The organism is Arthrobacter sp. BGA-UO-ETr-C19, from assembly GCF_059568005.1.
Map to the genome: position 1 here is coordinate 231018 of NZ_JCAQPC010000008.1, position 13803 is coordinate 244820.

11 protein-coding genes are annotated in these 13803 nt (G+C 65.4%); all 11 read right to left on the reverse strand.

Annotated features, from left to right (window positions below):
* Nucleotides 1-88 precede the first annotated feature (88 nt).
* Nucleotides 89-1543 (reverse strand): mannitol dehydrogenase family protein, encoded by a 1455-nt coding sequence (locus AC57BR_RS04100; protein ID WP_496358479.1) that lies wholly within the window; start codon nucleotides 1541-1543, stop codon nucleotides 89-91.
* Complete coding sequence (uxaC, locus tag AC57BR_RS04105) at nucleotides 1540-2946, reverse strand: glucuronate isomerase (protein WP_496358480.1); 1407 nt, start codon at nucleotides 2944-2946, stop codon at nucleotides 1540-1542. The genes AC57BR_RS04100 and uxaC overlap by 4 nt, the downstream gene beginning before the upstream one ends.
* An 84-nt stretch (nucleotides 2947-3030) precedes the next feature.
* The gene (locus AC57BR_RS04110; RefSeq protein WP_496358481.1) at nucleotides 3031-4092 is read right to left on the reverse strand and encodes a LacI family DNA-binding transcriptional regulator; all 1062 of its coding nucleotides are present in this window, start codon (nucleotides 4090-4092) and stop codon (nucleotides 3031-3033) included.
* A gap of 144 nt (nucleotides 4093-4236) precedes the next feature.
* Nucleotides 4237-5403: a Gfo/Idh/MocA family protein gene (locus tag AC57BR_RS04115; RefSeq protein WP_496358482.1), complete on the reverse strand. Its 1167-nt coding sequence runs from the start codon at nucleotides 5401-5403 to the stop codon at nucleotides 4237-4239.
* A gap of 43 nt (nucleotides 5404-5446) precedes the next feature.
* The gene (locus tag AC57BR_RS04120) at nucleotides 5447-6307 is read right to left on the reverse strand and encodes a sugar phosphate isomerase/epimerase family protein (protein WP_496358483.1); all 861 of its coding nucleotides are present in this window, start codon (nucleotides 6305-6307) and stop codon (nucleotides 5447-5449) included.
* A 79-nt stretch (nucleotides 6308-6386) separates the two neighbouring features.
* Nucleotides 6387-7292 (reverse strand): ATP-binding cassette domain-containing protein, encoded by a 906-nt coding sequence (locus tag AC57BR_RS04125; protein ID WP_496358484.1) that lies wholly within the window; start codon nucleotides 7290-7292, stop codon nucleotides 6387-6389.
* Nucleotides 7289-9181 (reverse strand): dipeptide/oligopeptide/nickel ABC transporter permease/ATP-binding protein, encoded by a 1893-nt coding sequence (locus tag AC57BR_RS04130; RefSeq protein ID WP_496358485.1) that lies wholly within the window; start codon nucleotides 9179-9181, stop codon nucleotides 7289-7291. Before AC57BR_RS04130 ends, AC57BR_RS04125 begins: the two co-directional genes overlap by 4 nt.
* Nucleotides 9178-10119, reverse strand: a complete 942-nt coding sequence (locus tag AC57BR_RS04135; protein ID WP_496358486.1) for an ABC transporter permease — start codon at nucleotides 10117-10119, stop codon at nucleotides 9178-9180. Before AC57BR_RS04135 ends, AC57BR_RS04130 begins: the two co-directional genes overlap by 4 nt.
* Nucleotides 10120-10125: 6 nt before the next feature.
* Entirely contained in the window at nucleotides 10126-11649 is a 1524-nt protein-coding gene (locus AC57BR_RS04140; RefSeq protein WP_496358487.1) for an ABC transporter substrate-binding protein, read from the reverse strand.
* 222 nt (nucleotides 11650-11871) lie between these two features.
* On the reverse strand, nucleotides 11872-12882 hold the full coding sequence (locus tag AC57BR_RS04145) for a Gfo/Idh/MocA family protein (protein ID WP_496358488.1): 1011 nt from the start codon (nucleotides 12880-12882) through the stop codon (nucleotides 11872-11874).
* Nucleotides 12879-13727, reverse strand: a complete 849-nt coding sequence (locus AC57BR_RS04150) for a sugar phosphate isomerase/epimerase family protein (protein ID WP_496358489.1) — start codon at nucleotides 13725-13727, stop codon at nucleotides 12879-12881. The genes AC57BR_RS04145 and AC57BR_RS04150 overlap by 4 nt, the downstream gene beginning before the upstream one ends.
* Nucleotides 13728-13803 lie beyond the last annotated feature (76 nt).

Below are 13803 nucleotides of genomic sequence, written 5' to 3' on the forward strand. Positions count from 1 at the left end.
TGCCATAGATTTGTTGAAAGTTTTATGAAACACAGCTGCCCGGCCCCCGTGGTCGGGGAGCCGGGCAGCAGCGCATGCGCGGAGGACGTTACGGGGAGACAGCCGGCTCCCCGAACGTTCCGCACAGATCTTCCACCAGCCCGACGACGGCGGCGTCTCCCGCCAGCACCGGATCCACCAGGCCCAGCAGGGCACGGACCCGCTCCGTTCCCTTGAGCCCGTTGGCTGCGGCCACCTGGTCGGCGAGAGGATCCTGGAATGCGGCGGAGGCTGCGCTGTAGTCCATCCAGGCCGCAATCATGAGCGCTGCGGCCGCACCAGACCTGCCCGCGGCACGCTCGGCCTGCAGCACGGGAACGGCGCGCATCCGCAGCTTGGTGCTGCCGTCCATCGCAATCTGTGCGAGATGGTGGGCAATCCGGGCGTTGCTGAAGCGTGCCAGCAGCGCTGCGCGGTAGGCCGGGACCTGCAAGTCCGCAGCATTTCCGCCCTGCCCGGAGAGGTTGGCTTCCGCCTCGTCCCAGAACTTTTCGACCGACTGCAAGCACAGCGGGTCCGCCAAGGCCTGGGCCACGGTGGTGTGGCCGCGGAGCTGGCCGGCGTAGGCCAGCAGCGAGTGCGCACCGTTCAGGAGCCACAGCTTGCGGTTCTCGTACTGTTCGATGTTCGCCACGAAAACCGCTCCGGCGTCTTCCCAGCGCGGCCGGCCCGCAGGAAAATCCCCACTCAACACCCAGTTGGCGAACGGCTCGGCCACCACCGGCGAGGTGTCATGGTAGCCGCAGGACGCTTCGACAGCCGCCAGGTCAGCATCCGTAGTCCGGGGCGTGATCCGGTCCACCGATGTACTGACGAAGCTGACGTTGGCGTCGATCCATGCGGCCAGGCCGGTGTCCCACGCCCCGGCCATGCCAGCCACTGCGCTGTGCGCCACGGTGCCGTTGCTGGAGAGGTTGTCACAGCAGACGACCGCGAGCGGCCCCGCCCCGGCAGCCCGGCGGGCGGCGAGGGCCAGCACCAGCCGGCCCAGCGGCGTCGTCGGGTTTCCGCTGCCGGATGCCAGCAGCGCAACGTCGGCAACGACGTCGGACGCGGTCCGGTCGAGGTGCCCGTCGGCGCCGAGCCGGTAGGCCGCTTCGGTGATGGTCAGCGTGACGACGGCGGTGGCGGGAGCGGCAACCAGCTCCGCCAGCCGCTGCACGTCCGCGCCGTCCACGGCCTCCACGATGCTGCCGACCACTTCGAAGGAGTCGCCGCCGTCGGCACGTTCCACCAACGTGAAGAGCCCGTCCTGTTCGGCCAGGGCCATCGCCGCGTCGGGGCGGCGTCCCGTAAAGGCGGCGATCCCCCAATCCGCGGCGTCGCCGGCCCGGTGGGTGTACCAGGCCTGGTGCGAGCGGTGGAAGGCGCCCAGCCCCAGGTGGACGATCCGGACGGGTGCCTTGGCGGACGGTCGCAGCCTGCGGCTGAGTCGGGGCGGTTCCGCTGCGGGTTGTGCCACAGCTGGTTGTGCCGCTACGGGTTGTTGCAGTTCGGTGCTCATAGCTTGAAGACCCTTTGCGGCGATCCGTCCACAATGTCCACGATGAGTTCGTGGGCCCGGTCCTCGCTGACACGGTGCTCGGCCACCAGCCGGGCCAGGAATGAGGCCTCGATGCGGCGGGAGGCATCGTGGCGGGCGGGGATGGAGCAGAAGGCGCGGGTGTCGTCGATGAAGCCCGAGGACCGGGAGAATCCGGCGGTTTCGGTGACGGCGGAACGGAAGCGCAGCATCGCGTCCGGAGCGTCCAGGAACCACCACGGGGCGCCGAGGTAGACGGACGGGTAGAAGCCGGCCAGCGGGGCGAGTTCGCGGGAGAACACCGTCTCGTCGAGAGTGAAGAGCACCAGGTGGAAGTCCTTGGCGGTGCCGAAGTCCTGCAGCAGCGGGCGGATTGCCTCGGTGTAGTTGACGGCGAACGGGATGTCGTGGCCCGTGTCGGCGCCAAACTTCGCGAACGTGGGGTCGTGGTGGTTGCGGTAGGACCCTGGGTGGATGGTCATCACCAGGCCGTCCGCCACGGACATCCGCGCCATCTGGTACAGCATGTGCGCTTCGAACGCGTCGCGGTCCTGCGCTGTGGCCGCACCGGCGCGGGCGCGGTCGAACAGTCGCGCGGCGTCGGCGTCGTCGAGCCTGAGCGTTGCGGGAGTGCGGACGCCGTGGTCGGCCGAAACAGCGCCGTGTTCCACGAAATAACGACGCCGGTTTTCCAAGGCGGTGATGTACCCGGCGTAGCCCGTGGCGCCGTCGCCCGCTGCCGCGATGAGCCGGTCAACGTTCGCGGACCAGGTGGGGTGCGCGATGTTCAGGTAGGAGTCCGGGCGGAAGGTGGGCAGAACCCGCCCGTGGAAAGTGGGGTCCTCGCCGATCGCCTTGTGGCTGGCGAGGCTGTCGAGGGGGTCGTCCGTGGTGGCCAGCACCTCGATGTTGAAGTCCTTGAAGAGCTGGCGGGGACGGAAACCGGGCTCCAGCAGCTTGGCGGAAATGGCATCAAAGCTCGCATCCGCGGTTTCGGCGCTGATTTCCTGCTGGAGGCCGAAGACGCCGTCGAACTGGGTGCGGAGCCAGTAGCCCGAGGCGGTGCCCTCGAACAGCGGCCAGGCCTGGCAGAACTCGCGCCAGACGGTGCGGGATTCCGGTTCCGAGCCATTCGAGCCGCGCAGTCGGTCCAAGGGGACACCGCTGGCGTGGATCAGCCGGGTGACGTAATGGTCTGGGCTGACCAGCAGCGCTGCCGGGTCCGGGAAGGGCGTATTGTGCTCGATGACTGCGGCGTCAACGTGCCCGTGCGGGGAAATGATGGGCAGGTCCTGGACGCGCTGCAAGAGGTCGCGCGCAATCCTGCGCGTTCCGGGATCCGCGGGCAGGAGCCGGTCTGGGTTGGCTGCAATCGACTGTGACATAGATCAATGGTCGGGTCTGCAACGGCCTTTTGTCAACCGGTTGCCATAAATTGCCACCTTGGTTGCGGCAGGTCTCGGGTAGAGCTAGCCCGCGGGCAGGAGCCGTCCGCTCGAGCCACGCAGCACCAGCTCCGTTTCGACGCGCAGCGTTCCCGCTGGCTCCCCCGTGCCGTGCAGGAGGTCAAGCAGCAGTGCGGCAGCGCCCGAGCCGCACTCGCCCAGCGGCGACCGCACGGTGGTGAGCGGCGGCGTGGTGAAATCCGCCCCGAAGATGTCGTCGAAGCCCACGATGCTGATCTGGTCCGGAACCACCATGCCCGCGGCCTGGAGTTCCTGCATGAGGCCGATCGCCAGGAGGTCGTTGTAGGTCAGCACCGCTGTGGCACCGCTGGCCCGGACGTCGCGCGCCACCTGCCGGCCGCCGTCGACCGTAGGCTTGGTGGATTCCAGCCGCACGGCCTCGATCCGGGACCATTCGCAGGCGGCCTGCACGCCTTCCCAGCGACGGGCGGACATCCAGGACTGCGCCGGCCCGGCAACAAAGGCAACCTTGTGGTGCCCGTTGGCGGCCAGGCTGCGGACAGCCTCGCTGATGCCCTTGTTCACGTCGGGCACCACGCACGGCACGCCGTCGACCTCGCGGTTGATGACCACCACGGGCTTGTCGCGGGCGAGGGTGCGGATGTCGTCGTCGTCCATGCGCGGGCTGGCAAGGATCAGTCCATCCACGGTGGCCATCATCCGGCGGGCGGCGGTCAGCTCGGTGACGGCGGACTCGGCGGATTCGGCCAGGACCAGGGTGTAGTCCCGCAGGGTGGCGGTGGTTTCCGCTCCGCGGATGATGTCGAAGAACGTGGGGTTGGTGATGTCCGCGACGATCAGCCCGAACGTGTTGGTGCGCCCGGTGGGGAGGGCACGCGCGAACGGGTTGACCTGGTAGTTCAGTTCGGCGGCGGCATCCTCGATGAGTTTCTGCGTCTTGGCGCTGACCCGGCCCGGTTTGCTGAGCGCGCGGGAAACCGTGGACGGGTTGACGCCGGCCACCTTGGCGATGTCGTAGATGGTGGCGTTGGGCTTGCCGTCCCGGGCGTGCTTTTTGGCCGGCGCTCTTGTTGCGGCAACGTCCGGCATCTTGGGTTCAGTCACCGCCCCATCCTAACGACGAACCCACCCAACTGACTCGCATTTGTTGTCGTTTTGAGGGCTCAAAACGACAACAAATGCGAGTCAGTTGGGGAGGAGTTGCCTCATGGATGGCCAGCGGTTGCCGGGTCGACCAGATTCGCCGGGCTACGACCGCTCGGGGAACTTGCCTTCGTCCGCGATGCGCTTGTTCAGCTCGGCAAGGAACTCGTCCTCGTCGAAGTCGAGGCCCACTTCCGTGCCGGTCCAGCTGGAGAGGTGGAGGGCGTTGGCCAGGCGGACGCCGTTGATCCCATCCGATCCCGGGGCCAGCAGCGGGGTGCCGTCCAGGATGTTGGCCGCGAAGTTCTCCAGGACACCGGCGTGCTGGCTGCCCCAGACGGACTCGAACTCGATGACTTCCGTGCTGTAGTACTCCGCGGGGTTCAGCTCACCCATAAAGAGCTTGCGCACATCCTCCATGCCCATGCCGTCGCTGAGTTCGCGCTCGGGCTTCTTCAGGCGGGTGACGGTGGCGGTCTTGGAGTTTTCGACGACGATCTTGCCCTGGTCGCCCAGGATCTCGAAGCGGTCGGTTCCCACCAGGTCGTGCGTGGCGGTGACGAAGACGCCGGTGGCGCCGTTGCCGTAGTCCACGATTGCGGTGACTTCGTCCTCCACGGCAATGTCGCGGCGGAAGCCGTAGGCAACCTTGGAATAGACGGACTTGGGTACGCCGCAGATCCACTGCCACAGGTCCAGCTGGTGCGGTGCCTGGTTGACCAGGACGCCGCCGCCTTCGCCGCCCCACGTGGCGCGCCACTCGCTGGAGTTGTAGTAACCCTGCGGACGCCACCAGTTGGTGATGATCCAGTTGGTGCGGCGGATGCTGCCGATCTCGCCGTTCTCGACGATCTCCTTGAGCTTCCGGTACAGCGGGTTGTTGCGCTGGTTGAACATGATCGCGAAGGACAGCTCGGGCTTGCTCGCGGCAAACTCGTTGAGCTCCTTGACCTGCTTGGTGTACACGCCGGCGGGCTTTTCCACGAGCGCGTGGATGTTGCGCTTGAGCGTCTCGATGCCCATTTCGGGGTGCAGGAAGTGCGGCACGCAGGTGACGACGGCGTCCACGTCGCCGCTGTCCAGCATGGCGATGTAGTCGTCGTAGAAGGGCGCGTCAGGGTAAGTAGCCGAGGCAACTTCCCTCTTTGCCGGGTCGACGTCGCAGATGGCGCCGATCTCCATGTTGGGGACCATGCCCTCCGTGATGAACTTGGCGTAGGCGCCGCCCTGCTGGCCCAGGCCGATGATGCCGAGGCGTACTTTCTTGCTCATGTATGAATCTCCGTAGTCAGTGGGTGCGGATAGTCGGTGCGGATTAGAAGAGGTCGGCGTGGCCCAGCGCCACCAGGTTGTCGTACGAGGTCTGCAGGGCTTCCCACACAGTCCGGCCGTACAGTTCGTCCTGCTCAACCAGAAGGTATTCGGCGCCGGCGGCCTGCGCGGCGGGAATGATGGATGCAAAGTCGAGGTTGCCTTCGCCCACTTCGGCGAACTGGACGACGTTCTTGAACTCGGCCATGAAGCCCATGACGTCCCCGGAATCCAGGAGCCCGAACGAGGACTCCGGCAGTACGCCGATCCGGTAGTCCTTCAGGTGGACCATGGCGGTGCGGCCGGCGTACTTTTCCAGGGTGCGGACCGGGTCCAGGCCGCCCCGCTGTACCCAGTGCACGTCGATTTCCATGCCCATGGCCGGGGAGTTCTCGGCGATGATGTCCAGCATGTATTTGCCGTCGAACTTCGCAAACTCGATGTGGTGGTTGTGGTAGTACAGGCTCAAGCCGTGCTCCTGCAGGCGCTCAGCGTATTCGTTGGCCTGCTTGGCGAAATCAACCACAGCCCCGAGCGACTTCATGGCCGGGAACGGAAGCATGCCGATCCGCAGCAGCTTGGAGTCCAGGCGCTTGGCGTCCGCCACGATCTTGTCGAAGTGCTCTGCCAGGGACTCGCCGGGCCGGCCCTTGGGGGTCTCCACCGCGACGGACAGCGCCGCGATGTCCATGCCCAGTTCACTCCGGGAGCGGTCCAGCTCGGCGACGTTTTCCGGGGTCATCGGGATCTGTGAGATCTCGACGGCGTTGTATCCGATCGCGCTCACCTTGCGGAGCGTTTCGAACGCCCCGATCTCAGTGAAGCTTTCTCTCAGCATCATCGCCTGTACGCCAATTTTGGCCACTGTATTCCTCCGTGGTGTTCCGGGCCGTCAGAGGCCCTCTCTGTCGGTTTGGGTGTTGTTACTTTGCTGCCGCCGGGTGCTAGGCGAGGGCGCCGGCCTGTTCAATCTGGTGCCGCTGGCTTTCCAGTAGCCGGTGGCGATCCGCCCGGCGCTGTTCCTGCCGGTCCGGATCGGGTACCGGGGAGGCCAGCAGGAGGCGCTGCGTGTACGGGTGCTCGGGGTCGCGGGTCACGGTCCCGGCCGGTCCCTGTTCGACGATTTCGCCGTGGTACATCACGGCCACACGGTGGCTGATGTGCCGAACGACGTCCAGGTCGTGGGAGACGAACAGGTACGAAACCCCGGTGTCCTTCTGGATCTGCAGGAACAGGTCAAGCACGCGGGCCTGGGTGGACAGGTCAAGTGCGCTGACGGGTTCGTCGCAGACGATCAGCTTCGGCGAGAGTGCCAGGGCCCGGGCTATGGCCACGCGCTGGCGCTGGCCGCCGCTGAACTCCCGCGGCAGGCGGTGGATGGCGTCCGAGGGCAGGCCCACCTGGTCGAGGAGTTCCGTGACGCGCTTCTTGGCGGCCGCCGGTTCCATGCCCTGCACACCGAGCGGTTCGGCAAGGATGTCACCGATTTCGAGGGCCGGGTTGAGCGATGTGTACGGATCCTGGAAGACCACCTGCAGATCCCGGCTGAGGGTCCGCCGCTGCTTGCGCGAGGCGTGGCTGATGTCAGTGCCTTCGAAGATGATCCTGCCCTCTGTCACCGGGGCCAGGCCCAAGACCGCGCGGCCCAGGGTGGTCTTGCCGGAACCGGACTCCCCCACCAGACCGAGCGTTTCCCCCTGGCCGATGGTGATGTTGATGTCCGTCAGGGCCCGGAATGGCTTGGCCCGGAACTTCTTGCTGGGGTATTCCACCACGAGGTTGTCCACCGTCAGAAGTGGAGCTGTCAGTAGTGGGTCCGTCAGCAGCGGGGCGTTCTGCGTGGGGCTCATGCGACCGGCTCCTTCTGGCTGGATACAAGCATGGACATGGGAGTTTTGCCTTCAAGCATCGACGCCAGCAGGGTCTGGGTGTACGGCTCCTTCGGGTTGCGGAGAATGTCGCGGACGGATCCTTCCTCCACGAGCCGGCCGTTCTGCATCACGGCTACGCGGTCGCAAAGGTCCGCTACCACACCGAAGTTGTGCGTCACCAGGATGACGCCGATATTCAGGCGCTGCTGCAGCTCTCGCAGGAGGTCCAGCACATCGGCCTGCACCGTGACGTCCAGCGCGGTGGTGGGCTCGTCGGCGATGACCAGGTCCGGTTCGCAGCTGATGGCGCCGGCAATCAGCACGCGCTGGGCCATCCCGCCGGAGACTTCGTGCGGGAAGGCGCTGAACGTCCGTTCCGGGTTGACGATTCCGACGTCTGTCAGCAGCTTCAGAGCCCGCTTGCGGGCTTCCTCCTTGGAGATCCCCAGGATGCGCACCATGGGCGTGACCAGCTGGTAGCCGATAGTGAAAGCCGGATCCAGGTTGCTCATAGGCTCCTGCGGAATGTAGGAGATCCGCCTGCCGCGCAGCTTGGACAGCCGGTCCTGGTTGACGCGTTCCTCGCCCGGAGCAACGGTGTAGTTGCCGTCGAACTGAATGGACCCGGCCACGATGCGCGCATTGTCCGGCAGGAGGCCCAGGATGGAGAACGCCGTCTGGGACTTGCCGGAGCCGGATTCACCCACGATGCCCAGGATCTCGCCCCAGTCCACGTGGAAGGACACATCGTCCACCACCTTCTTGATGGAGCCGTCCGCCTGCGGATAGCCGACGCCGAGATTGGTCACCTTGATCAGGTGGTGCTCGGTTCCGACGTCGACGGCGGCCACAGACTTACGTGAGGGGCGCGCCGCGGCGGGCGCCGCCGTCGTGGTTGCACCTGCGGAACCGGCAGTGGGCTTCCTGCGGTGCTTGATCTCTTCGCCGTCCTCCAGCGCGTCGCGGATCGCGTTGCCGAGCAGGACCAGGCCGCCGATGGTGAGGGCCATAGCCAGCGCCGGCCAGAAGAGCAGCGTTGGTGTCAGGTAGACATTCTTGAAGCCTTCGGAGAGCATCACGCCCCAGGTTGCCTTGGTGGGATCGCCGAGTCCCAGGAACTCAAGTCCGGACTGGATCGCGATGGCCACGCCGGCAATGGCTGCGGTCTGGATGATGATGGGTGCGCGGACCACGGAGAAGATGTGACGGGCAATGATGCTCCAGTCGGAGAGCCCGGACACCCGGGCTGCATCGACGTAAAGCTCGTTGCGCACCGACTGGACAGCGGTGCGGGTCAAACGGAAGTAGGACGGGCTGATGAGGACGCCGAAGGCGATCATCGAAATCCATACCGAGGGTCCGAACGCTGCGCGGATGGTGAGCAGCACGATCAGGCCCGGCAGGCTCATGAGGATGCTGACCATCCAGTTGGAGACGGCCTCGAACTTCCCGGCGTAGTAGCCGGCGATCAGGCCGGCCGGGAGGCCGATGGCGATGGCAACACCGGCGCACAGCAATGCGGACAACAGCGTGAGCTGCGCACCGAACAGCAGCCGGCTCCAAACATCGCGCCCGGCGCTGTCCGTTCCCAGGATGTTGATGGAATCCGGGGCGGCGAGTGTCTTCGCAATGTTTGCGTAGTTCTGGTCGAAGGGTGCCAGGACCGGAGCCAGGATGGCCAGGAGCGAGATGGCCAGCAGGATTGTGATGGCCACGATGCCCAGGGGGTTCTTGAACAGGCGCCGAATGACAGTGGAACGGACCACCGTCCCGCTTTGCCCTGTTCCGCTCTGTCCTGTTCCACTTTGCCCAATGGGGGCATGGGGTGCAGCGGCAGCGGTTGCCGCGGTTTCTACAGAATCGCTCATGACACACGTACCTTCGGGTTGAGCCAGCCATTGAGAATGTCGACCAACAGGTTCACGACGATGACGACGACCACCGTGTACATCACGACGCCCATCACCACCGGAAGATCCGACTGGCCGGTAGCGGTGACTGCCAGCGGGCCCATGCCGGGAAGGGCGAAGATCTGCTCGATGATCACCACGCCGCCAAGCATGCCGATCAGCTGCAGGCTCAGCACGGTCAGGCCGGCCGGTGCGGCACTGCGCAGGACGTGCTTGAACAGAATCTCCCGCTCACCGATCCCGCGGCTGCGCAGGGTGCGGACATAGTCCCGCTCGAGTTGTTTAATGACGGCGCTGCGGATCTGCTGCGCGCCCCCGGTGACGCCGTTGATCAATAGGGCAATCACCGGAAGCGACATGGAGTAGACCCACGCCTCGGCCCCGGAGTCCGGGGAAATGGTGCTGGTGGCCGGGAAGACACCCAGCTGGATGGCCAGGATGGTGACCAGGACGACGCCGATCACGAACCCCGGGACGGAATCGCCGAGGATGGCGCCAACCTGGACCACCCTGTCCACCCAGCCGCGTTTGACCGCCGCGGCAACACCGATCAGTGCTGCACAAATGGCGATCAGGATCATTGCGGCGAAAACCATGGTCATGGTGACCGGAATCCGCGTGGCCAGGGAGTTGGCTACCGGCTCGGAGGTGAACCACGAGGCTCCGAGGTTCCCCTTCAGGGCATCGGTCAGCCAGGCGAAGTATCGGACCACGAGGGGCTGGTCCAGCCCCAGCTCGTGCTCCTTCAGCGCCACCTGTTCGGCGGTGGCCTGGTCGCCCAGGATGTTCCGGGCGATGCTCCCGCTTGACATGTACAGCAGGAAGAACGTGAGTGCCGAGACAACAAACAGCACCACCAGCCCGCTGCCCAGCCGTTTCGCAATGAACCTGATCATGGCGTCCTACTTGGCGGGTGAGTAGTTGTAGATGGACGGAACGGCCTGCTGGATCTGTGGCGTGACGTTCACCTTGGCGTTGTGGTAGTACATCTGGTTGACGCGGAACAGTGGCGCGAACCATGCCTGCTCCACCACGTACTTGTTGACTTCCTGGGCCAGCTTGCCGGCATTGGCGCCGCCCTTCTGGACAGCGTCGATCTTGGCTTGCAGCTCGGGCGTGGTGTTCTTGAACGGGTTGTACAGCGCCTTGGTGGAAACGATCTGGTTGACGGCAACCGTCGGCTCGCCTTGGAAGAGGGAGAAGTACATGGTGGTGAACTTCTGGGCGGCGACATCGGACGTGAACGTGTTGGTCAGTGCGGCGCCTATCTTGAGGGTGATGCCCACGTCCGCCAGCTGCTGCTGGACAACGGAAATCTGCGTTTCAAAGCCGGGGACGCTGGGGATCTCCAGGGTTACGCCGTTTTCGTAGCCGGCCTCCTTGAGGAGCTGCTTGGCCTTGGCCGGATCATAGCTGTAGTACTTCTCCAGATCCTCCGTCCACGCACCGCTGGCCTGGCCGAACGGCTGCGACGTCGGCGTTCCCTGGCCGAGCATGACCTGGTCGAGGATGGTCTTGCGGTCGAACGCGTAGTTGATGGCTTGGCGGACCTTGACGTTGGCCAGCGCCGGGTTCTTCACACCGTCGCGGTCCAACAGCAGCAGTCCCTGCCAGTCAACCTCGTTGGCGGCCAGCTTCATCTTGGCACCTTCGGCCTGCTTGCCGTTCTTGGGGTCCAGGATGGTGGCGTCCACCTGGCCGGAGACCAGGGCGTTGGTGCGGGCGGTCAGGTCGGTCAGGATCTTGAACGTCAGCTTCTGGTACTTTTGCAGGTCCTTGTTCCAGTAGTCCTTGCGGGCGGTGAAGACGGTCTGCGAGTCCTTGACTGAGGCTGTCTTGTCCATCACGTACGGGCCGGAACCGACAGGTTCGGTTTTGATGCCTTCGGTGCCGAGTGCCTTGGGGCTCCCCATCAGGCCGGCGGCCTGGCTCAGGAAATATTCCAGCGCCGGGTCCGGGGTGCTGAGGTTGATGTCGATGGTGTCGGCGTCCACAACGCTCACGTCCTTGACAGAGGCGAGCTGCGCCATCTGCGGGCCGTTGGCCGTCTTGAAGTGGTCCATGTTGGCTTTGGCCGCCGCGGCGTCGAACTTGGCACCGTCACTGAAGGTGACATCGGTGCGAAGGTCGACGGTGAGCTTGGTGTTGGTGCTGTTGTACTTCCAGTCGGTGGCCAGCATGGGGCTGAGCTTTCCGTCCGGCTCGCGCAGGATCAGGGTGTCGTAGACCGCCTGGTAGGGCTGCAGTACGTGGCCGACGTGCGCCTGCGCCGGATCCCAGGACCGCACGTCCTGAAGGGTGCCGATGGTCAGCGCGTTGGCAGCCGAGCCGGAAGAACCGGAGGTTGCCGCGCCGCCGCAACCGGTCACCGCGAGGCCGGCGCTGAGGATAATGGCGGCTGTTGCCGCCTTGGGACCGAACTTCATTGTTGGCTCCTTGAAAGGAATCGGAGGGAGTCTATGGAACATGAGGCTTACGGACTGAACCGTTGTGGCGTGGGCCACACTGGCCTTCGGGACTCACAGTACGCAGTGTTGCCGGCATTTGGCAACCGATTGTCAAACATTATTGCCATATTTCCTTGAAGGCCGGGATCAGCGGGATGTAGCGGGCTCAAGGACTTGTGCAGCCGGTTGCCAACGGCGTGCCTAGGAGACCGTTGCAGTGGACTCCGGGTAACTCTGGCGGTACACGTCCTTGACGATGCGCAGGGACTTCTCGGCCTCGGCGGGGCTGATCCAGAACGGCTCGGCCTCGTCCAGGCGGCTGTAGAAGTCGCTGATCAGCAGCTCGTGCGAGACACCCCAGTATGACCGGCCGCCGGAGTCGCTCCTGCGCTCCGGAATGACATCCACGCGCCCGTCATCGTGGGTGACGGTAAGGTCTCCCCGCAGGCACAGGACCGCCTTCTCGGTGACCACGTCGAGGGTCACCGGCGCATTGAAGGCATTGGCCAGGGTGGCATAGAACGCGCTTCGGGCACCGTTGGCATGTTCGGCCACGAATTCCGCGGTGTCCTCCACCTCGATGGTGCTGCCCAGGAAGCGTGTGGAGGCATTTCCCGTGACCGTGACAACGTCGCCCACCAGCCACTGAAGCAGGTCCACGGTGTGGATGGCCTGGTTCATCATCAGCCCGCCGCCGCCGGCGGCCCAGGTCCCCCGCCACGGCCGGTTTTCGTAGTACTCGGCGGAGCGCTGCCACATCACTGTTGCCGAGGCCCCCACCACGGCCCCCAGCTCGCCCGAGGACAGCAGGACGTGCATGGCCTGCGCCGTGGCGTTGTACCGGTTCTGGAAGCACACCGCGATTTTCGCCCGGCCCGCCAACGCGGCTTCCACCAGCCGCCGGCCTTCTGCCAGGGTGTGGGCCAGCGGCTTCTCCACGATGACGTTGACGCCGCGCTCCAGGCAGTCCGCGGCCACCGAGGCATGCTGGTCATGCGGGGTGCAGATATGCACCACGTCCAGCCGGACCGCCTCGATAAGGCTCAGGTGGTCCGCGAAGCCGGGGACGCCGTAGGCGGCCACAGCGGCGGCCAGCCGCTGCGGATCCGCATCGCAGACCGCAACCAGCGTGGCGCCGTCGAGCTTGGCAACTGCCTCGAAGTGCACAGCCGAAACATCGCCGCAGCCGATGACTGCCGCCGTCGTGCTCAAGAGAGTTCAACTCCGTTTTTTGCCGCGAGCGCAGCGAAGGCGCGTGCCGCGATGCCGAAGGCCACCGGGCCGGAGAAGCCGCCCAGCTCGTGGGCGCTGGCCAAGTGGGGTTCCAGCGAGGCGAATCCGGTGAAGCCGTCCGCCTTCAGGGCGGCGATGGTGGCGTCCAGTTCGCCGTCGCCCTCGCCGGAGGGCACCACTTCGCCGGTGGTGGCGAGCGCGTCCTTGACCTGGAAGTACTCAAGGTACGGGCGCAGCATCGAGTAGCCCTCGGTGTAGGGCTTGACGCCCACCTGGACGAAGTTGGCGTTGTCCCACGCCATCCGCAGTGCCGGGGAGTTCACGGATTCCATGATGTCCAGCACCCGCTGCGGGGTATCGCCGTAGATGCCCTTTTCGTTTTCATGCAGGAGCACGACGCCGGCTTCCGCGGCGAGCGCTGCCAGCGCGCCCATGCGGGCCAGGACGTCCTCGCGGATATCTTGGGCAGTGCGGTCCTCCGCGCGGAAGAACGAGAAGATGCGGATGTATTTGGTGTCCAGGCCCTTGGCCACAGAGATGATCTGGCGGAGGCGTTCCAGTTCGTGTTCCACGGGCAGGCTCACGTCCACCTTGCCGATGGGGCTGGCCACCGCCGAGACCTTGAGGCCTTTTTCATCGAAGATCGCCTTGAGCCGGGAAACCTGCTCCGGTTCCAGCTCGGAAACGTTGGTGCCCCAGGCGCTGCGGACTTCGATGTGGCTCGCGCCGAGTGCCAGCAATACCGCGGCCTGCACCGCCGGGTCCGGATCGATTTCATCGCCGAAACCTGAAAGGGGCCAGACTGCGGTTGTTGTTTTGCTCACGCGGATCTCCTGGGTTTCGCAGCCGCCGCGCTTGCTTTCCGAGCTCCGGCGCGGTGACGCAGTTCACAAACGGTGT